We start from the raw sequence: 19222 nt of genomic DNA, 5'->3' as shown, positions 1-19222 counted from the left end.
TCAGGAGAAAACCATGTCCAACGTCCTCGCCAACCTCAAGTACACCGCCTCCCACGAATGGATGCTGCTCAACGCTGATGGCTCCGTCACCGTCGGCATTACCGACCACGCCCAAGAAGCTCTTGGCGACCTCGTTTTCGTCGAACTGCCAGAAGTCGGTGCCCATTTCGATGCCGAAAAGGAAATCGCCGTCGTCGAATCCGTCAAGGCTGCGGCTGACGTCTATGCACCGATCTCCGGCACCGTCACCGAAGTCAATCAAGCGGCTGCCGATGCGCCGGAATCGGTCAATCAGGACGCCTACGCCGCGTGGCTGTTCAAGCTGACCCCGGACAACGCCGCCGACCTCGACAAGATGCTTGACGCTGCTGCTTACCAGGCCGTCGCTGACGCCGCCTGAAAGCTGCATGTCGCTCCCGCACAAGCGGGAGCCCGGAAACATCAAACCACAGGATCCCCGCCTGCGCGGGGATGACGTATTCAAGTATTTCTATGCAAGGATTCCCATGCCGTTGAATCTTCCCCTTTCAGCCCTGGAGCAGCACGACGAGTTCATTGGCCGTCACATAGGCCCGTGCTCAACCGAAATGGCCGCCATGCTGGCCGCCATCGGGGCCGAGAGTCTCGAACAGCTGATCGAACAGACTGTCCCCGCCGCCATCCGCCTGCCGGCTGACCTGCCGCTGCCCGCGCCGCGTCGCGAACACGAAGCACTAGCCGACCTCAAGGCCATCGCCAGCAAGAATGTCGTCAACAAGTCCTGCATCGGCATGGGCTATTACGACACCATGACGCCCAAAGTCATCGTCCGCAATGTTCTGGAAAACCCGGGCTGGTACACCGCCTACACGCCTTACCAGGCTGAAATCGCCCAGGGCCGCCTCGAAGCACTGATGAATTTCCAGCAGATGGTCGTCGACCTGACCGGCCTGGAAATCGCCAACGCCTCACTGCTCGACGAAGCCACCGCCGCAGCCGAAGCAATGACCATGGCGCGTCGAGTTTCCAAGTCGAAATCCAATCGCTTTCTGGTCGATGCCAACTGCTTCCCGCAGACAATTGACGTGGTCAAGACCCGCGCCGGCTATTTCGGCTTCGAACTGGTCATTGCCACGGTCAACCCGCAAAATGGCCCAAAAATCGAAAGTGAAGATTTCTTCGGCGCCCTGCTCCAGTACCCGGGCGACAACGGCGAAGTCCGCGATCTGACCGCGACCATCGCCGCCCTCAAGACCAAGGGCACGACCGTTGCCGTCGCCTCCGACCTTATGGCGCTGGTCCTGCTCAAGTCGCCCGGCGCCATGGGTGCCGACATCGCCCTCGGCTCGAGCCAGCGCTTCGGCATCCCGATGGGCTTCGGCGGTCCGCACGCCGCCTTCTTCGCCACCCGCGAAGCCTTCGTCCGCTCGATGCCGGGCCGCATCATCGGCCTGTCCAAGGATGCCCGCGGCAAGACGGCCTACCGCATGGCCCTGCAGACCCGTGAGCAACACATCCGCCGCGAGAAGGCCAACTCCAACATTTGCACCTCGCAAGTGCTGCTCGCCAACATGGCCGGCATGTACGCCGTCTATCACGGCGCCGAAGGCCTGCGCACCATCGCCGGCCGCATCCATCGTTTGACTGCGATCCTCGCCGAGGGCCTCAAGCGCGCCGGCGTCAGCCTGCTGACCAAGCAGTTCTACGACACCGTGCATCTTGACCTTGGCGCCCGCGCTGAAACCGTCTATCACGACGCCCTGGCCGCCGGTTATAACCTGCGCCGCGTCTCGGCCGGTGTGCTCGGCATTTCTTTCGACGAAACCACGACGCGAGCTGATGTCGCCACCCTGTTCAAGCTGATCACCCAGGTCACGCTGGACATGGACGCCATCGACGCCCAGGTCGCCGCCGCCGACTCTGCCCTGCCCGACGCGCTGATCCGCAGTGACGCCGTGCTCCAGCACCCGGTATTCAACACGCACCACACCGAACACGAGATGCTGCGCTACCTCAAGTCGCTGCAGAACAAGGACCTGGCCCTCGACCACTCGATGATCTCGCTCGGCTCGTGCACCATGAAGCTGAACGCGACCAGCGAAATGATCCCGGTCACCTGGCCGGAATTCGGTGGCCTGCACCCGTTCGCGCCGCGCGATCAGGCCGTCGGCTATCTCGAAATGATCGATGGCCTGACCGAGTGGCTGAAGACCATCACCGGCTTCGACGCCATCTGCATGCAGCCGAACTCCGGCGCCCAGGGCGAATATGCCGGCATGGTGGCGATTGCCCGCTACCACGCCAGCCGTGGCGAAGCTCACCGCAACGTCTGCTTGATTCCGAAATCGGCGCACGGCACCAACCCGGCCACGGCGCAGATGGCCAACATGAAGGTCGTCGTTGTCGATTGCGATGACAGCGGCAACGTCGATGTCGCCGACCTCAAGGCCAAGGCCGAGGAACACAAGGATGACCTCGCCTGCCTGATGATCACCTACCCGTCCACCCACGGCGTCTTCGAGGAAGCGGTGCGCGACATCTGTGCCATCGTCCATGCCAACGGCGGCCAGGTGTACATGGACGGCGCCAACCTCAACGCCCAGGTTGGCCTGACCTCGCCCGGCTTCATCGGCGCCGACGTCAGCCACATGAACCTGCACAAGACCTTCGCCATCCCCCACGGCGGCGGCGGACCGGGCATGGGGCCGATCGGCCTCAAGGCCCATCTGGCGCCATTCATGGCCGACCACGCCGTCCAGCCAACGGGCGACGCCAACCGCGTCAATGCCGGTCAGGGCGCCGTTTCCGCCGCCCCGTTCGGTTCGGCCTCGATCCTGACCATTTCGTGGATGTATCTCGCCATGCTCGGCGGTGAAGGCGTCAAGAAGGCCACGCAAGTCGCCATCCTCAACGCCAACTACGTTGCCCAGCAGTTGAAGGCCCATTACCCCGTGCTCTACGTCGGCAAGAACGGCCGCGTCGCCCACGAGTGCATCTTTGACATTCGCCCGCTCAAGGCAGCGACCGGGATCAGCGAAACCGACATCGCCAAGCGCCTCATGGACTACGGCTTCCACGCACCGACAGTGTCCTTCCCGGTGGCGGGCACGATCATGGTCGAGCCGACGGAATCCGAATCGAAGGCTGAACTGGACCGCTTCATCGCAGCCCTGGTCAGCATCCGTGAGGAAATCCGCCAGATCGAAAATGGCGTCTGGTCGGCTGACAACAACCCGCTCAAGAATGCTCCGCATTCGCAGGCGGACGTCATTGATGGCGACTGGAAACACCCGTATAGCCGCGAGCAAGCCGTCTTTCCGCTGCCCTGGGTGGCTGCCAACAAGTTCTGGCCGAGCGTCAATCGCATCGACGATGTGTACGGCGACCGCAACCTGAACTGCGCCTGTCCGCCGATGGAAGCCTACGCCGACTAATGACCGTCGATCTCTCCGCCATCGCCAAGTGGCCCAACGTCCCCGCCTGTTACGACTGGCTGTCGCTCGACCGGCGGGGCGACTGGCGATTGCAAGGGGAGCGCGTGACGCACAGCGGCCTGATCAACTTCATCAACCGGCAGTACGGTTGTGACGAGTCAGGCTGCTGGTTTCTGCAGAACGGCCCGCAACGGGTTTTCGTTGAACTGGCCTACACCCCATGGGTCTTCCACCGCGACGGCGAGTCCTTCGTCAGCCACACCGGCAAGCCAGCCGGTGAAATCAAGGCCATTTACCTCGACGAAGAAGGCAGCATCCTGCTCGAAACGAGCCTGGGTATAGGACTGCTCGACGACCGCGAACTACCGGTTTTTCTCGATCAATGCCGGCAAGGCAGGAACGTAGCAGTTAAAGAAGAAGACTGGCTATTGTTGATGGCTGGTGAAGGCGTGATCAATATCTCATGGGGCCTACTACCGGTTCAAAGCATTCACCGGAACAAGGTCGCCGGATGTTTCAATTTCCAACCCGATCCGCGAGCAGTAGCGCAATAGCCTGCCGGCAGCCAGAAAAGCAAAACGGGAACCGAAGTTCCCGTTTGTCTGAACATGCGAAGATCGTGGCTTACTTTTGTTTGCGGCGACGATAAATGCCACCCAACAGGCCGAGACCGGCCAACAGCATGGCATAGGTTTCCGGCTCGGGAACTGCGGAAACGTGAGCCGAAATGCTGCCCGTGTTATCCGAATTAATGGAGTCGAAATAGTAGAGGTTCAAGATACCCGCTGCAGTAGCCGTACCGCTATAACTCGTGCCAATCTTGAAAAAACTTCCGTTACCAATCTGCCCGACCAGACTTCCGTAAGCAGCGCTCAGACCGCCTTGGCCGTGTTGCGAAAAGGCTTGGCCAATCTGGGTGCCAATTGCATAAACCGGAACTTCCGAATCAGTGCCGGCTGTGTAGAATAGATCGCCCACCAAACCATCAGCGTTTGACCAACGCGGGAGGGGGCCAGCGCTCCAAAGATCGTTGGCAGCAACCGAAACGGAAAACTCCTGACCGGCAAGCAGCGCAAAAGTCGCCACACCAACGCCCCCACCGGTACTATTTGCATTGGCATCAACTACAAAATCACCGGAAGCTGCGAGCGCCATGGTAGAGGCCACTAGGGAAGCGGCAAGAACGAGTGGCTTAAGACGGGATGCGAGTGTCACGGGTAACTTTCATTGAGATATTAGGCAAATGGTATAAGCAACCAGAAAGCAGCACAATAGTCTGAATGGACTAACCTGCGATGCCGCTGATCAAGTCATGCCGTGAGCATTTCGCCAATCGGCAATCTTCGGTAGAGACTCCGTCGCATCGTCAAGCAGCGCCGCATTGGCCTGCAACAGCAGTTTGCGTTGTCGGACGCTGAGCTTGCTCGGGAAGACAGGCTCCAGCTCGACCACCAAATCGCCTGAGTGATTCTTGCCGCGCCCCGGATAGCCCTTGCCGGCCAGCCGCAACTGCCGACGCTCTGCTGCGCCGGCATCCAGCGAACGGCAGATCACGCCAGCCAACGAAGGCAAATCGACATCACCACCGGCCATCATGGCCAGCGCGCTGACCGGCATCTGGAAATACAGGTCGCGACCACGCAACTGGTAAAGCGGATGCGAGCAAATGACGATCGTCAGGTAAAGATCGCCAGCCTGCAGCTCGTCATCACTCGGCTCGCCCTGCCCGGCAAGGCGTAGTTCATCGCCCGGCAACATGCCGTGCGGCACGCGAATTTCCAGGCTGACCTCAGCCAGTTCGCGGCCGCTGCCGCCACAATCCTTGCAAATACGCTCGGTAAACAGCCCGCGCCCGCCACACTCCTCGCATCGGACGAGATTGCGCTTGGCGTCATGCACCCGGCCGCTACCATGACAGGCACTGCAAAAGCGCGTTCTGGTCATGCCGTGTTCGCCCGTGCCCTCGCAGGTCGGGCAGGCATTGCCACGCGTGTAATGGATAGTCTTGCGGCAGCCGGCGGCAGCCTCTTCCAGGCTGACCTCAAGGTTGAGCCGAATATCGGCAGCCCTTGCCATGCTTTCATTGGGTTCGGCCTGAGGCGCTTCAGCTTCATCAACATCCTCGGCATCGACCGCAAGCAACTGCTCGTAAGCAGCATTGATCTGCTTGAAACGTTCTGTAGCCTGCGGATGATCGCTCCGATCCGGATGCCAGCGCATGGCCAGCCGCCGATAGGCGCGCTTCAGCTCGGCCGGCGCAGCCCCGGGCGAAACACCGAGAATTTCATGGGGATTGGAATTCATTGACTGCATTGACCAGGCCAGCCCCACAACAACGCGAGACTGCCGATGCACATGGGGTCAAAAGCCTGTGTCTGATTGCCATTCATGAGACACAGAAGGGGACCATTATAAAAGACCGCGCCACCATTCCGCCGACTCGACAAAAATACCGCCCCAAGCAGATATCAGAAGGCGGACGAGGCCTCAATACCGGCCTGTATTGACCAGGCGATACGGCGCCAGATCGTCTGCAGCGAGGCGAACACCATCCGTATAGAGGGTCGGCACGGGGGTATCCAGACTCAGTTCCTTCCGGTACGAGCGAAGAATTCCCTGAACATAGCCCTGAGTCTCCGGATAAGGCGGAATCTTGTTGCCAAAGCGGCTCACTGCCCCTTCGCCCGCATTGTAGGCAGCCAGCGCCAACGGCACATTGTCAAAACGATCGAGCAGATGCCGGAGATAAGTCGTGCCGGCCAGCAGATTGCGTTCCGGCACATCGAGATCGCTGACGCCAAAGCGTCTGCCGGTCGCCGGCATGACCTGCATCAGGCCGATTGCCCCCTTCGGCGAAAGCGCATCGGGACGATAGGCTGATTCGGCGCGAATGACAGCATGGACCAGCGCCGGATCGAGCCCTTTTTGATTGGCATGGCGATCAATCATCGCCGAGAGCGCCGAGCCTTTTTTCTGAGGAGTGATCGCCTCAGTCACCGCACCGGTATTCAGCCGATAGTCCGAACGCTGAATCTCCAGGCGAAACGGGCTTGGTGCTACCGGGCGCTTGTCCAGCCGAAGGTGTACGCGCGGGTTGTCCCGACGCGCGACTGTCTCCGCAGAATGACCAAGCACAGGAACAAGCAGGCCCAGCACCACGAAAGCCGGCAAACATCTTTTCCGGAAAGCCGAAAATGTCATCGGCCTGGCCTCAGTAGGCGCTCGCGTCCTTGAAGACAAGCAGGACGGTGCGAAAAATGATGTAAAGATCGAGATGCAATGACCAGTTGCGCAGATACTCGAGATCGTAGTCGATACGCGCCTGCATCTTGTCCAGCGTTTCCGTTTCGCCACGATAACCATTGACCTGAGCCCAGCCGGTGATACCCGGCTTGACCTTGTGGCGAACCATGTAGCCCTTGATCAGCTTGCGATACATCTCATTGTGAGCGACAGCATGCGGCCGTGGGCCGACAATGCTCATGCGCCCCTGCAAGACGTTCATGAACTGCGGCAACTCGTCGAGCGAAGTCCGGCGAAGAATGCCGCCAATGCGTGTCACCCGGGCATCGCCCTTGCGCGCCTGGGCCACGTTCGGACCATCTTCGCACACGCTCATCGAGCGAAACTTGTAGACCATAATCTCCTCGCCATCGAGACCATAGCGGCGCTGCTTGAAAATGATCGGGCCAGGCGAACTCAGTTTGACCAGACCGGCGACGACGAGCAGGACAGGCGAAATCAAAATCAGGATCAGGATGGAAAGAACGATGTCGCTCAGACGCTTGACGATGCCATTCAACCCGGAAAACGGCGTGTCGCACACGGCAACCACCGGCATCCGGCCAACTGCATCCATGCGCGCCTGAATCAGGTCGGTGACGAAGATATCCGGCACAAAATAAACCGAAGCCGTCGTGTCGTTCAGCGATTCGAGCAAGGAAAGAATCCGCGGCTGCGTCGCCATCGGCAAGGCGAGGTAGATCAGATCAATCTTGTTGGCCTTGACGTAGTCAGCGACGTCTGAAAAACGCCCAATCAGGCGACCCTGCCCCATATCGAGTCGCTCGAGGTCGCGATCATCGAAATATCCGTTCAGCTTGATGCCCTGCATCGGATGACCATCAATCTCGGTTGCCAGATGGCGGCCCAATTCGTTGCAGCCAACCACAATAGCCCGCTTCGGAAAGCCGTTCGCAGCAAGCACGGCGGGCATCGTGATCCGGAACAGGAAATGACCAGCCAACTGGGCGACAGGCGCTATCCATAGCCAATTAAACAAAACCTCTTCCGGAAATTGCTTATAAAGCCCGGTTGCCAAGCCAAAAAATATCAACAGTGCGGCGATCCCCATCCAACTGATAAGGACCTCGCGGATACTGCCCCGCACCGTCTCCTGAATCAGGCTCTTGCCCGGAAAGGTCAGCGAAAAAACGAGCACCCCGAGCACCGCGTAATGGGCGTACTGGTCATCGCGAAACCACAGCATCAGCCCAAAAAGCGTAGCGAGCACCGTAATTGGATCGACCAGCGATTCAAAAAGTCGAAACAATGCCCCACCAACCCGTTCCATACCCAGAAATGGGCGATTCGAGGCAACACCACCGAAACGCGAGGAGGACAAAATGTTCATGGCATTAACCGAAGACTTATTGAGTATTTAACCAGGACAAATTGTATCCCAAGTGCAAGGCCATGCCGCACTGCAACATTTTAATTGTTCGTGAAATAGTCCACATTGCAAAAAAAAGACTATCGCATAATGCAGGCTCCAAACCACGGATATACACCAGTGATATGGCATCCAGCAAGCCAAAACTCGATCCTGAACTGATTGTCCGGATCATGCATAACTCGTTGTCCATCCAGAGCCACTTTCAGCTCTTTCTATGGCTACAGGGTGACTTCCAGGAAGCCATTCAGCATGACGTTCTCATCTGCTTCAGCGGCGCAATCGGTGGTGAAACCTATCACTATGACATTGTTTCTGCGATCCCCGGAATACGTAGCGCAAAGCCTCTGCATAGCATCATTCATGACTTCAGAAACGGAGTTCACCAGCATTGGGTCGCCGGATCAGGCCGGGTCACATCAGCCTCCATGTCCAGCGTAAGTGACAGTAATATTGATGCAATAATTCTTAAATCAGAATTACATGAAATGAAACACATTTTATTCCATGCAATTCCAGACACCCGCTTCAAGGCGGATCATCTGTACATCCTGCTCAGACGGGATGGCAGCTTTAGCGAGCAGGAAAGAAAGCTCTTTGAGCTACTCCTTCCCCATGTCGATGCTGCCGTCCGGAAAACCGATGGCCTGCCGATCTACGAACCCGAGCAGGTCGCCGCCCCCAAGCTGATCAACACCCTGATCAAGTCAGGCCTCAGCACACGTGAAATCGAGATTCTTGAATGGGTTCGCAGCGGCAAGACCAATATTGAAATCGGTATGATCCTTGACATCAGCTCATTCACGGTCAAAAACCACCTGCAGCGGATTTTCAAAAAGATCAACGTCAGCAACCGCGCCCAGGCGGTCGGCAAGCTGGAAGACATTGCCAACAATGGGTTGCCGGAAAATAACTACCGCTTTGCCTAGGCAAAACTCGGTCAGTCAGCGCCGGAAATGACGCCAGCAGGCGGCCAGCAAAACCCCGCACAAGCCCGCCCACCAGTCAGCCAGATCCGGCTGTCGGCCAGGCAAGAAAAGCTGGTGAAACTCATCGGCCGCTGAAATCAGCAAAGGAGTCACCAGCACCAGCCAGAGCGGCAACGCCAGCGCGCTATCCAGCACAAGAAAAAGGCAGCCGAACAACAGCGCATGCGCCAGCTTGTCAAACGGCGAAGGGATAATCCCGACAGCGAAGGGCTGCGCCCCCAGCACGAACAACGCTGACACGCCAAACAGCCCCGCCACCAGCCAGAAACGGCTGCGTACCCAAGGCTGATTCGCCATCATGCGCTCTGCATCCATATCGTTCCTCAAAAAACAACCATGTGCCAACTGGAAAGGCTATCGCTGTATCCTCGCCACGAGGGATCCGTCGCCCTTGGGCAATCACATGGATAGCCACGCCCTCCTCTTCAAGGGCTGGTGTCGGGGCGGGGTCTGCTGACAACAAATCACCCCCGCGCATCACCCCAGCGCAATTTGCAGCGGTCATCGCCGACATAGGTCGTGTCGCCGGCGCGGTCTACGCAATAACGGGGTGAAACGATCATTTCAGAGAACTCCATACCCTCGCCGATGCGAGTGTACTCGAAGAGCACGCTACGAATCACCTTGGCGCCCTGACGCAGATGACTGCCATGACCGATCCAGGCCGGACCGATGACCGAGCAACCTGGCTCGATCCTGACGCTTGAGCCGATATAAACCGGCCCGACAATTTTCGAACTATCCCAATTGATCGAGACATTCGGGCCAACCCAGACACCCGGCATGATCTCCTTGCCCGGCATGTCCATCTCGGCCACCTCGCCACGCAGCACGCGCTGCAGTACCGACCAGTAATCGGTCACTCGACCAATATCGATCCAGTTGAAGAAACGGCTCTGGGCGTAGAACGGGAAGCCCTTTTCCGCCATAAGCGGGAACAACTGGCTGCCAATATCGAACTCGACACCCGACGGCACCAGATCCAGCACCTGCGGCTCGAAAATATAGATCCCGGTGCTCGCCAGCTTCGACCTGGCCTCAGCAGGCTTCGGCTTTTCCTGGAAGGATTCGATCTTGCCATCGTCGTCAGCCACCACGATGCCGTAGTTCTGCACCTGATCGTTCGGCACTTCCAGCGTCACCACGCTGGCCAGCGCCCCCTTGCTCTTATGCTCAAACAACGCTGCGCCGATATCGAGATCGACAATCGCATCGCCGCAGATCACCAGCGTCGTTTCATCGAAAAACCCGCTGAAATCCTGAATCGCCTTCATGCCACCGGCCGAGCCCTTGGGCCGGGGGAGAATATCGCCATGATCGCAAACGCCTTCATAGGAATAGCCGATATTGGCGCCCCAGCGTCGGCCGTCGCCGAAATACTCTTCGATTTTTTTATGGTGATAAGCCACGTTGACCATGATGTCGGTGATGCCGTAGCGCACCAGATGCTCGATCAGGTAAGCCATGACCGGCTTGCCGAGAATCGGCACCATCGGCTTCGGCCAATCCTTGGTCAATGGACGAACCCGCGTTCCCTGGCCTGCCGCCAAAATCATTCCCTTTGCCACGCTACTACTCCTTATAGACAAAAAAAAGCCGCCCGAAGGCGGCATTCTGCAAGCTGAACGTTACGATCAGATGCTCTTGCGGCGAACCATGGCGCCAACAAGGCACAGGCCGGCCAGGAACATGGCGTAGCTTTCCGGTTCCGGCACGGCAGTCAGAACACGAATGTTGTCGCCGGGGCTTGCACCTGTCCAGCTCAAGGTCAGCGTATTGCCAGTGACACTGAACGAATCGGCGGCTTCGAGACCCGAGTTGGCCTTCCAGTCGTACGTCACACCTGGCTTGCCGAACAGGAAGTCAGTGCCAACCAGGGCAAGCTTCGCCGAAGCGACGTAGGCAATATTGCCGGAGAAGGACACGGAACCAGCCATCGAACCATTGGAGAGCGGATCAAACATCAGCAAATAGCTGTTGAAACCGAGGTTGCTACCTTCGTACATCCAGAACAGCGTGTTGTTGACGTTGATGTCGTTGCTGCCAACGGTGGTCCCGGTAAACTCGGCAAACGTTGCACCTGAGGTCGTCAGCGAAGCGGATGGAGCGGGCGCAGCAAACGCGGAAACGGCAGCGACGGCAAGAGCCATACCGGAAATGAATTTTTTCATGGGAATACGCTTTCTGAAAATCAATAACTATTCAGAAAGAATAGTGAGTTGTGGCGGTCTTTATGACAATAGTCCATTCAGACTAAAAGCTTGAGAGCCCGCCCCTCAACTCCGCCCGTAAGTATCCTCAAAGCGCACGATATCGTCCTCGCCGAGGTAGCTGCCGGACTGCACTTCGATCATTTCGAGCGGGACGACGCCAGGGTTTTCCAGGCGGTGCGTCATGCCCAGCGGGATGTAGGTCGACTGGTTCTCGGTGACGAGGAAAGTTTCTTCGCCCTTGGTCACCCGTGCGGTACCACTGACGACGATCCAGTGTTCGGCGCGGTGGTGGTGCATTTGCAGTGACAGGGTGCCGCCCGGCTTGACGCCGATGCGCTTGACCTGGAAGCGCTCGCCGGCATCGACGCCGTCGTACCAGCCCCAGGGGCGATAGACCTTGCGGTGCCATTGGGCGACGCTGCGCTTGTCGGCTTTGAGGCGGTCGACAATCTTTTTGACGTCTTGTGTCGCGTCGTGGTGGACGACGAGGACGGCATCGTCGGTTTCAACGACGACGAGGTTGCTGACGCCGATGCAGGCGACGAGGCGGCCTTCCGAGACAACGAGGGTGTCACGACAGTTTTCGAGCATGACGTCACCGCGGGTAGCGTTGCCTTGGCCGCATTTGGGCAGGACTTTCCACAGGGCATCCCAGGCGCCGACGTCGGACCAGCCGGCGGTGAGTGGGATGACAGCGGCTTTGGGCAGGCCGGCACCACCGGCGGTCAGGCGTTCCATGACTGCGTAGTCGATGGAGTCAGAGGGGCAGGCTTTGAAGGCTTCTACATCGACGCGAACGAAGTCGCCGTCGGTCTTGCCGCCGGCCAGGGCCTTTTGGCAGGCAGCCAGTATGTCGGGGCGACAGATCCCGAGGGCGCTGATCCAGACTGAAGCCTTCATGACAAAGATGCCGCTGTTCCAGAGGTAGTCGCCGGAGTCGAGGTAGCTTTCGGCGGTCGGGCGGTCGGGCTTTTCAACAAAGCGGGCTAGCGCAAAGCCGCCTGAGCCGTCGGCCAGGGCCTGGCCGCGCTGGATGTAGCCGTAGCCGGTTTCCGGGCAGTCGGGGGTGATGCCGAAGGTGACGGTGACGCCGGTGGCGGCCAGGGTGACGGCGCGGCCGACGGCGTCACGGAAGGCGGCGCCGTCGGCGATGTCGTGGTCGGCCGGCATGACGACGAGGACGGGATCTTCGCCGTCACGGACGGCCCACAGGGCGGCCAGGGCGAGGGCCGGGGCAGTGTTGCGGCCGAAGGGTTCAAGCAGGACCGAGCCTTGCAAACCGAGAGTGCGGACTTGTTCGGCGACGACGAAGCGATGCTCTTCGTTGCAGACGAGCAGCGGCCCCGCCATGTCGGCCAGGCCACCGAGACGCGCTACCGTCGCCTGCAACATCGACTGTTCGCCGACCAGCGGCAACAGCTGCTTCGGGTATTTCTCGCGCGACAGCGGCCACAGACGCGTGCCGGAACCACCGGAGAGTACGACGGGGAGAATCTGGGTCATGAACATCCACACCTATGAAAACGTTGATTGCTACGGTCAACTGGGAATTTAGCCCAAAAACAAAATCCGGATCAGAACTTCTTGGTCCTCAGGCCGCATGGCCAGGGAACGGCAACAAACCTCGCCTACTCCCCAACCGCATCCTTGAACCGCTGCCCAGCCGCATCCTTGGCCGAGAGCAGTGGTTCGCCGACGAGTTGCCAGTCAATCGCCAGATCCGGGTCGTTCCACGCGATGCAGCGCTCATGCGCCGGTGCGTAGTAATCGGTGGTCTTATAGAGAAACTCTGCCGTTTCGGAGAGCACGACAAAGCCGTGGGCCAGGCCGGGCGGAATCCATAGTTGGCGCTTGTTGTCCGCCGACAGCAATTCACCAACCCACTGACCGTAGGTTTTTGAGCCTTTGCGGATGTCGACCGCGACATCGAAGACCTCGCCCTGCACCACGCGCACCAGCTTGCCCTGTGGATGTTGCACTTGATAGTGCAGGCCGCGCAGGACATTGCGGGCAGACTTGGAGTGGTTGTCCTGGACGAAGGTCACATCCAGCCCGGTGGCTTCCTGAAAGGCCTTCTGGTTGTAACTCTCATAGAAAAAACCGCGGTCGTCGCCAAAAACCTTGGGATAGAGCGCGATCACATCGGGAATTGCGGTAGGTATCGCGCGCATCAGAACACCCGTTCTTTGAGCAAGCCCATCAGATACTGGCCGTAGAGGTTCTTGATCATCGGCTGGGCCAGCTTCTCGAGTTGGCCGGCATCGACCCAACCCTTGCGGAAGGCAATTTCTTCCGGACACGCCACCTTGAGACCTTGGCGCTTTTCGATGGTGGCGATGAACTGGCTGGCGTCGAGCAGGCTTTCGTGCGTGCCGGTATCGAGCCAGGCATGGCCGCGGCCCATGACCTGCACGTTCAACTGCTGGCGCTCGAGATAGACGCGATTCACATCGGTGATTTCCAGCTCGCCACGGGGCGACGGCTTGAGATCACGCGAGATGTCGAGCACCTGGTTGTCGTAGAAATAGAGGCCGGTCACCGCGTAATTCGACTTCGGCACCTTCGGCTTTTCTTCGAGGCTAACCGCCTGCCCTGCCTTGTCGAACTCGACCACGCCGTAACGTTCCGGATCATGCACGTGGTAGGCGAAGACCGTTGCGCCGCTGGTCTGGGCACCGGCTTCACCGAGATCGTTGGCAAACTCGTGGCCGTAGAAAATGTTGTCGCCGAGGACCAGCGCGCTGTCGCCATTGCCGACGAAGTCGCGACCGATGATGAAAGCCTGGGCCAGGCCATCCGGGCTGGGCTGGATGGCGTATTGCAAATTGAGACCCCACTGGCTGCCGTCACCCAGCAATTGCTGAAAGCGCGGCGTGTCTTGCGGCGTCGAAATGATCAGGATGTCGCGAATCCCCGCCAGCATCAGGGTCGTCAGCGGATAGTAGATCATCGGCTTATCGTGGATCGGCAGCAGTTGCTTGGAAACAGCCAGGGTGACCGGGTAGAGACGAGTGCCGGAACCGCCGGCCAGGATGATGCCTTTACGCATGATGTGTCCTCAAATCAAAGAATTTGTTGCAGCACGTGATCCAGCCCGCTATGCCAATCAGGCAGTTCCAGCCCGAAGGTCTGGCGCAGGTGGCTCGTGTCGAGTCGGGAATTGCTCGGCCGGGGCGCCGGCAGCGGGTAATCGGCGGTGGTGATCGGCAGGATATCTTCGGCCGTCAGCTTGAGCGGCTTGCCGGCTGCCTGCGCAGCGCGCACCACCGTCTGCGCGTATTCGTGCCACGTCGTGCAGCCACCGGCGACCAGGTGATAAAGGCCGAACGGGAAGCCCGCCCTGCCCTCGCGCTGGTAGCGCCCGAGCACCTGCGCCGTCACGTCAGCCAGCAGCGCAGCCGAGGTCGGCGCACCAAACTGGTCGGCGACGATCTTCAAGCCATCGCGCTCGGCCGCCAGACGCAGCATGGTCTTGGCAAAATTGGCGCCGTGCGCGCCAAACACCCAGCTCGTGCGAAAGATCAGGTAATCCGCCCCGCTCGCCTGCAAGCCCTGCTCACCGGCCAGCTTGGTCTGACCATAAACGCTTTGCGGATTGGGCGCATCGCTTTCCAGATAAGCGCCGGACTTGCTGCCGTCAAAGACATAGTCCGTCGAGTAATGGATGACCAGCGCGCCAAGACGGGCCGCTTCCTCACCGAAGACGCCGGGCGCCGTGCCGTTGATGGCCCGGGCCAGAGCCGGCTCGGCTTCTGCCTTGTCCACGGCCGTGTAGGCCGCCGGATTGATGATCACCTGCGGCTTGATCTCGGCCACCAGCCGACGGATGGCGTCCGCATTGGCGAGGTCGCATTCCTGGTGATCAACCGCAACCACCTCGCCGAGCGGCGCCAAAGCCCGCTGCAACTCGAATCCAACCTGGCCGTTCTTGCCTGTCAGAAGAATTTTCATGATCAGACGCTGTACTGCTTGCCGACCCAGTTCTGGTAAGCGCCGCTGGTCACATTGGCCACCCAGGCCTGGTTATCCAGATACCACTGCACGGTCTTCTTGATGCCGGTTTCGAAGGTTTCGGCCGGCTTCCAGCCGAGTTCGCGTTCGATCTTGGTCGCGTCAATCGCGTAGCGACGATCATGGCCCGGGCGATCGGTGACGTAGGTGATCTGCTCGACGTAAGGCTTGCCGTCGGCGCGCGGGCTGAGTTCGTCGAGGATGGCGCACAGCGTATGCACGACGTCGAGATTCGGTTTCTCGTTCCAGCCACCGACGTTGTAGGTCTCGCCGACCCTGCCCGCTTCAAGCACGCGGCGGATGGCACTGCAGTGATCCTTGACGTAGAGCCAGTCACGAATCTGCTGGCCGTCGCCGTAGATGGGCAGCGCCTTGCCGGCCAGCGCGTTGTGGATGACCAGCGGGATCAGCTTTTCCGGGAAATGGTAAGGACCGTAGTTGTTGGAACAGTTGGTAGTCAGTACCGGCAGGCCGTAGGTGTGGTGGTAGGCGCGCACCAGATGGTCGCTCGCCGCCTTGCTCGCCGAGTACGGGCTGTTCGGTTCGTACTGGTGGGTTTCTGTAAAGGCCGGATCATCCTTGGCCAGCGAACCGTAAACTTCGTCGGTCGACACATGAAGAAACCGGAATTCATTTTTTGCCGTTTTTTCCAGTTGACCGTGGAAAGCCCGCACGGCTTCGAGCAGGCGGAAGGTGCCGACGATATTGGTCTGGATGAAGTCTTCCGGGCCATGGATGCTGCGGTCGACGTGCGATTCGGCAGCAAAATTGACCACCGCCCGCGGCTGGTGCTCGGCCAGCAACTTCGACACCAGATCGAAGTCGCCGATGCTGCCCTTGACGAAGATATGCCGCGCATCGCCATCAAGCGAAGCGAGGTTCTCGAGGTTACCCGCGTAGGTCAGGTCATCGAGGTTGATGACCGGCTCATCGGACTGGGCCAGCCAGTCCAACACGAAATTACTGCCGATAAAACCTGCTGCACCGGTAACTAAAATCATGACTGCTCCATCAAAAATGACTATTCATACGGCAATTTACTACGACGCCTTGGTTTCAATCCCGGGTTTATAAGACAAACCCCCCATTTCCTTTAACCCCGTCCTTTGCCACTTACGGACTAGCCAGCAAGCATCGCCAGCACGGTTTGCTTTGCCACCCCACGCATTCGCTCGGCCGATTTTTGCAAACTTGCCTTTGGAGAACCATAGGGCAAGGCAAGCAGGGCCGTGTGGGCCAACTCAAGATCATCTCTTCGCCCTGTTTCGACCAAGGCTTCAACCACCTCGGAAGCCTGGGCGATATCCTTTTCAACCTTCGTTTGAAAAGACGCTGTCCGCTCCTGTGCGACCACCAGCTTGTGCAGCGCAAAGCGAGCCGGGTCGGGCAAAGTCACCGGGATCGCGTAGGAACCAACCAGCAAACCTTGCGACAGTTGACCGCCAATCAGGTAATCCATGAATTTCAGTGGCTCGGCGGCAATCGAAAGGTCAGGAAAGTAGTGCGGCGTATCGTCGTCCAATGTCTTTTGGGTTGTCAAAAAATCGATCTTTACCTTCGTCTTCCGGCTCATCATGGATGTCGACGGGTGTTTAAGATTGAGCCTTGGAACCTCAAAAAACGAATCATCGAGTTCCTTCATGACCTCAGGAACGCGAATCGTCTCCCCTGAATCAGGGATTGCCAGACTAATTCCGGTCGGCCGCGCAAAATCCATGTCAGTTGTCTTGAGGCTGCTGCCCCAACGAACCCCCAGTGAATTGCCGATACCGGCAAATGCGTGCGAGCCAACCACCACCACGCCTTTGGAAAACAGACCACAACGAGCCAGCCATTCCAGCACCTTGAAATGCGCCGGTTCGACAGACATCCCGCCACTACCCACAAAGGCGCGTGTCGTTGCCCGCAGCCCGGCAATGGCATCCTCAGCCGTTTTCTTACGCTCAAGCAAACTGCTGATCATTGCCGTCGTCGCGTCACTCTCAACACCAATCGACTTTCGCTTGAAGCGACCATCGGGCAACTTGATCTGCCAATAGACGTAGCGCTTCCCTCTTGCCGTATTGATGTAAGGACTGCCAACTACCCCATTCTCAAAGATCAAAACGCCATACGCCATCGCCTCTTCGAGCAATTGCGAATAGAGAGTCTGAGTAACAGCGCTTTGCAATTCCATGAGCAGTTCAGCAAGTTGTAGTACACATAAATTAGTGTACTACAACGACACATTGAATGACAAACCGGTCAGCCTCTCGGGGCAATCACATTTGAAGACGAAACAGGCACCCTCATGGGGAGCCGTATCGCGTGATGCCACGATGAACCACCGCGCGGCTACGATCGCCGCATTGACCATAAGCCGGCGACACCATTTCAAAATCAGCCCAAATTTCCGGTTGACCGTAGCAAGCCCATCCAGCGCCGCCAGCCGCCAAACCCGCCCCTCAACTCCGCCCGTACGTATCCTCAAAGCGCACGATATCGTCCTCGCCCAGGTAGCTGCCCGACTGCACTTCGATCATTTCGAGTGGCACGACACCGGGGTTTTCCAGGCGGTGGGTCATGCCGAGCGGGATGTAGGTTGACTGGTTCTCGGAGACGAGGAAGGTTTCGTCGCCCCTGGTCACCCGTGCGGTACCACTGACGACGATCCAGTGCTCGGCGCGGTGGTGGTGCATTTGCAGTGACAGGGTGCCGCCCGGCTTGACGCCGATGCGCTTGACCTGGAAGCGCTCGCCGGCATCGACGCCGTCGTACCAGCCCCAGGGGCGATAGACCTTGCGGTGCCATTGGGCGACGCTGCGCTGGTCGGCTTTGAGGCGGTCGACAATCTTTTTGACGTCTTGTGTCGCATCGTGATGAACGACGAGAACAGCATCGTCGGTTTCGACGACGACGAGGTTGCTGACGCCGATGCAGGCAACGAGGCGGCCTTCTGAGACGACCAGGGTGTCGCGACAGTTTTCGAGCATGACGTCACCGCGGGTGGCGTTGCCTTGGCCGCATTTGGGCAGGACTTTCCACAGGGCGTCCCAGGCGCCAACGTCGGACCAGCCGGCGGTGAGCGGGATGACGGCGGCTTTGGGCAGGCCGGCGCCGCCGGTGGTCAGGCGTTCCATGACGGCGTAGTCGATGGAGTCGGATGGACAGGCTTTGAAGGCGTCGACATCGACGCGAACGAAGTCGCCATCGGTCTTGCCACCGGCCAGGGCTTTTTGGCAGGCGGCCAGAATGTCGGGACGACAGATCCCGAGGGCGGTGATCCAGACGGAGGCTTTCATGACGAAGATGCCGCTGTTCCAGAGGTAGTCGCCGGAGTCGAGGTAGCTTTCGGCGGTCGGGCGGTCGGGTTTTTCGACGAAGCGGGCTAGCGCGAAGCCGCCGGAGCCGTCGGCCAGGGCCTGGCCGCGCTGGATGTAGCCGTAGCCGGTTTCCGGGCAGTCGGGGGTGATCCCGAAGGTGACAGTGACGCCAGTGGCAGCAAGGGTGACGGCGCGGCTGACGGCGTCACGGAAGGCGGCGCCGTCGGCGATGTCGTGGTCGGCCGGCATGACGACGAGGACCGGGTCTTCTCCGTCACGCACCGCCCACAGGGCGGCCAGGGCAAGGGCCGGAGCGGTGTTGCGACCGAAGGGTTCAAGCAGGACCGAGCCGTGCAGACCCAGCGTGCGAACTTGTTCGGCGACGACGAAGCGATGCTCCTCGTTGCACACCAGCAGCGGCCCGGCCATGTCGGCCAGGCCGTCGAGGCGCGCTACCGTCGCCTGCAACATCGATTGTTCGCCGACCAGCGGCAACAACTGCTTCGGGTATTTCTCCCGGGACAGCGGCCACAGACGCGTGCCGGAACCACCAGAAAGAACGACGGGGAGAATCTGGGTCATGAAAATCCACACCTATGAAAAACGTTGATTGCTACGGTCA

General features: G+C 59.3%; 18 protein-coding genes. 4 read left to right on the top strand and 14 right to left on the bottom strand.

Annotated elements, in window-relative coordinates:
- Window positions 1-13 precede the first annotated feature (13 nt).
- The 3 genes from gcvH to KI613_RS09385 all read left to right on the top strand — a co-directional run bounded on the left by gcvH (window position 14) and on the right by KI613_RS09385 (window position 3967).
- Complete coding sequence (gene gcvH, locus KI613_RS09395; RefSeq protein ID WP_226405238.1) at window positions 14-400, top strand: glycine cleavage system protein GcvH; 387 nt, start codon at window positions 14-16, stop codon at window positions 398-400.
- A gap of 106 nt (window positions 401-506) precedes the next feature.
- Window positions 507-3413 (top strand): aminomethyl-transferring glycine dehydrogenase, encoded by a 2907-nt coding sequence (gene gcvP / locus KI613_RS09390; RefSeq protein ID WP_226405237.1) that lies wholly within the window; start codon window positions 507-509, stop codon window positions 3411-3413.
- Window positions 3413-3967, top strand: coding sequence for a DUF2946 family protein (locus KI613_RS09385; protein WP_226405236.1), 555 nt, complete (start codon window positions 3413-3415; stop codon window positions 3965-3967). The genes gcvP and KI613_RS09385 overlap by 1 nt, the downstream gene beginning before the upstream one ends.
- Before the next feature lie 70 nt (window positions 3968-4037).
- On the opposite strand, the gene KI613_RS09380 is transcribed toward KI613_RS09385, so the two are convergent.
- From KI613_RS09380 to KI613_RS09365, 4 genes are all read right to left on the bottom strand, one after another.
- Window positions 4038-4568, bottom strand: a complete 531-nt coding sequence (locus KI613_RS09380; RefSeq protein WP_226405235.1) for a PEP-CTERM sorting domain-containing protein — start codon at window positions 4566-4568, stop codon at window positions 4038-4040.
- A 150-nt stretch (window positions 4569-4718) separates the two neighbouring features.
- Window positions 4719-5717: a DnaJ C-terminal domain-containing protein gene (locus tag KI613_RS09375; protein WP_226405234.1), complete on the bottom strand. Its 999-nt coding sequence runs from the start codon at window positions 5715-5717 to the stop codon at window positions 4719-4721.
- Window positions 5718-5900: 183 nt separating this feature from the next.
- Window positions 5901-6584: a lytic transglycosylase domain-containing protein gene (locus tag KI613_RS09370; protein ID WP_226405233.1), complete on the bottom strand. Its 684-nt coding sequence runs from the start codon at window positions 6582-6584 to the stop codon at window positions 5901-5903.
- A gap of 40 nt (window positions 6585-6624) precedes the next feature.
- A complete protein-coding gene (locus tag KI613_RS09365) occupies window positions 6625-8046 on the bottom strand; it encodes an undecaprenyl-phosphate glucose phosphotransferase (protein ID WP_226405232.1) in 1422 nt (473 codons plus the stop codon).
- A 62-nt stretch (window positions 8047-8108) separates the two neighbouring features.
- Here KI613_RS09365 and epsA point away from each other — a divergent pair, with 62 nt between their 5' ends.
- Entirely contained in the window at window positions 8109-9014 is a 906-nt protein-coding gene (gene epsA, locus KI613_RS09360; protein ID WP_226405230.1) for an XrtB/PEP-CTERM-associated transcriptional regulator EpsA, read from the top strand.
- Window positions 9015-9029: 15 nt separating this feature from the next.
- On the opposite strand, the gene KI613_RS09355 is transcribed toward epsA, so the two are convergent.
- The 10 genes from KI613_RS09355 to KI613_RS09310 all read right to left on the bottom strand — a co-directional run bounded on the left by KI613_RS09355 (window position 9030) and on the right by KI613_RS09310 (window position 19182).
- Window positions 9030-9389, bottom strand: coding sequence for a VanZ family protein (locus tag KI613_RS09355; protein WP_226405228.1), 360 nt, complete (start codon window positions 9387-9389; stop codon window positions 9030-9032).
- A gap of 149 nt (window positions 9390-9538) precedes the next feature.
- Window positions 9539-10642, bottom strand: coding sequence for a sugar phosphate nucleotidyltransferase (locus tag KI613_RS09350; protein WP_226405226.1), 1104 nt, complete (start codon window positions 10640-10642; stop codon window positions 9539-9541).
- Window positions 10643-10708: 66 nt separating this feature from the next.
- Window positions 10709-11245, bottom strand: coding sequence for a PEP-CTERM sorting domain-containing protein (locus tag KI613_RS09345; RefSeq protein ID WP_226405224.1), 537 nt, complete (start codon window positions 11243-11245; stop codon window positions 10709-10711).
- 105 nt (window positions 11246-11350) lie between these two features.
- Complete coding sequence (locus KI613_RS09340; protein ID WP_226405222.1) at window positions 11351-12790, bottom strand: mannose-1-phosphate guanylyltransferase/mannose-6-phosphate isomerase; 1440 nt, start codon at window positions 12788-12790, stop codon at window positions 11351-11353.
- 125 nt (window positions 12791-12915) lie between these two features.
- Window positions 12916-13458: a dTDP-4-dehydrorhamnose 3,5-epimerase gene (gene rfbC / locus KI613_RS09335; RefSeq protein ID WP_226405220.1), complete on the bottom strand. Its 543-nt coding sequence runs from the start codon at window positions 13456-13458 to the stop codon at window positions 12916-12918.
- Window positions 13458-14336: a glucose-1-phosphate thymidylyltransferase RfbA gene (rfbA, locus tag KI613_RS09330; RefSeq protein ID WP_226405218.1), complete on the bottom strand. Its 879-nt coding sequence runs from the start codon at window positions 14334-14336 to the stop codon at window positions 13458-13460. The genes rfbC and rfbA overlap by 1 nt, the downstream gene beginning before the upstream one ends.
- 14 nt (window positions 14337-14350) lie before the next feature.
- On the bottom strand, window positions 14351-15238 hold the full coding sequence (gene rfbD / locus KI613_RS09325; protein ID WP_226405216.1) for a dTDP-4-dehydrorhamnose reductase: 888 nt from the start codon (window positions 15236-15238) through the stop codon (window positions 14351-14353).
- 2 nt (window positions 15239-15240) lie between these two features.
- Window positions 15241-16299, bottom strand: coding sequence for a dTDP-glucose 4,6-dehydratase (rfbB, locus tag KI613_RS09320; RefSeq protein WP_226405214.1), 1059 nt, complete (start codon window positions 16297-16299; stop codon window positions 15241-15243).
- A 119-nt stretch (window positions 16300-16418) separates the two neighbouring features.
- Window positions 16419-17474, bottom strand: a complete 1056-nt coding sequence (locus KI613_RS09315; RefSeq protein WP_226405212.1) for a GSU2403 family nucleotidyltransferase fold protein — start codon at window positions 17472-17474, stop codon at window positions 16419-16421.
- A gap of 268 nt (window positions 17475-17742) precedes the next feature.
- Window positions 17743-19182 (bottom strand): mannose-1-phosphate guanylyltransferase/mannose-6-phosphate isomerase, encoded by a 1440-nt coding sequence (locus KI613_RS09310; RefSeq protein WP_226405210.1) that lies wholly within the window; start codon window positions 19180-19182, stop codon window positions 17743-17745.
- Between the last annotated feature and the right edge of the window lie 40 nt (window positions 19183-19222).

The organism is Ferribacterium limneticum (assembly GCF_020510585.1).
Lineage (GTDB): Bacteria > Pseudomonadota > Gammaproteobacteria > Burkholderiales > Rhodocyclaceae > Azonexus.
Note: the sequence above shows the minus strand (reverse complement) of the source record. Positions and strands in the feature narration are given on the sequence as shown.

What these genes read in the sequence shown, in the direction of transcription:
- KI613_RS09355 (WP_226405228.1), bottom strand. Translation starts at nt 9,389, where the DNA reads ATGGATGCAGAGCGCATGATGGCGAATCAGCCTTGGGTACGCAGCCGT.
- KI613_RS09365 (WP_226405232.1), bottom strand. Translation starts at nt 8,046, where the DNA reads ATGAACATTTTGTCCTCCTCGCGTTTCGGTGGTGTTGCCTCGAATCGC.
- KI613_RS09340 (WP_226405222.1), bottom strand. Translation starts at nt 12,790, where the DNA reads ATGACCCAGATTCTCCCCGTCGTACTCTCCGGTGGTTCCGGCACGCGT.
- KI613_RS09315 (WP_226405212.1), bottom strand. Translation starts at nt 17,474, where the DNA reads ATGGAATTGCAAAGCGCTGTTACTCAGACTCTCTATTCGCAATTGCTC.
- KI613_RS09345 (WP_226405224.1), bottom strand. Translation starts at nt 11,245, where the DNA reads ATGAAAAAATTCATTTCCGGTATGGCTCTTGCCGTCGCTGCCGTTTCC.
- rfbA (WP_226405218.1), bottom strand. Translation starts at nt 14,336, where the DNA reads ATGCGTAAAGGCATCATCCTGGCCGGCGGTTCCGGCACTCGTCTCTAC.
- gcvP (WP_226405237.1), top strand. Translation starts at nt 507, where the DNA reads ATGCCGTTGAATCTTCCCCTTTCAGCCCTGGAGCAGCACGACGAGTTC.
- KI613_RS09385 (WP_226405236.1), top strand. Translation starts at nt 3,413, where the DNA reads ATGACCGTCGATCTCTCCGCCATCGCCAAGTGGCCCAACGTCCCCGCC.
- rfbD (WP_226405216.1), bottom strand. Translation starts at nt 15,238, where the DNA reads ATGAAAATTCTTCTGACAGGCAAGAACGGCCAGGTTGGATTCGAGTTG.
- rfbC (WP_226405220.1), bottom strand. Translation starts at nt 13,458, where the DNA reads ATGCGCGCGATACCTACCGCAATTCCCGATGTGATCGCGCTCTATCCC.
- rfbB (WP_226405214.1), bottom strand. Translation starts at nt 16,299, where the DNA reads ATGATTTTAGTTACCGGTGCAGCAGGTTTTATCGGCAGTAATTTCGTG.
- KI613_RS09380 (WP_226405235.1), bottom strand. Translation starts at nt 4,568, where the DNA reads ATGGCGCTCGCAGCTTCCGGTGATTTTGTAGTTGATGCCAATGCAAAT.
- KI613_RS09310 (WP_226405210.1), bottom strand. Translation starts at nt 19,182, where the DNA reads ATGACCCAGATTCTCCCCGTCGTTCTTTCTGGTGGTTCCGGCACGCGT.
- KI613_RS09375 (WP_226405234.1), bottom strand. Translation starts at nt 5,717, where the DNA reads ATGAATTCCAATCCCCATGAAATTCTCGGTGTTTCGCCCGGGGCTGCG.
- epsA (WP_226405230.1), top strand. Translation starts at nt 8,109, where the DNA reads ATGCCGCACTGCAACATTTTAATTGTTCGTGAAATAGTCCACATTGCA.
- gcvH (WP_226405238.1), top strand. Translation starts at nt 14, where the DNA reads ATGTCCAACGTCCTCGCCAACCTCAAGTACACCGCCTCCCACGAATGG.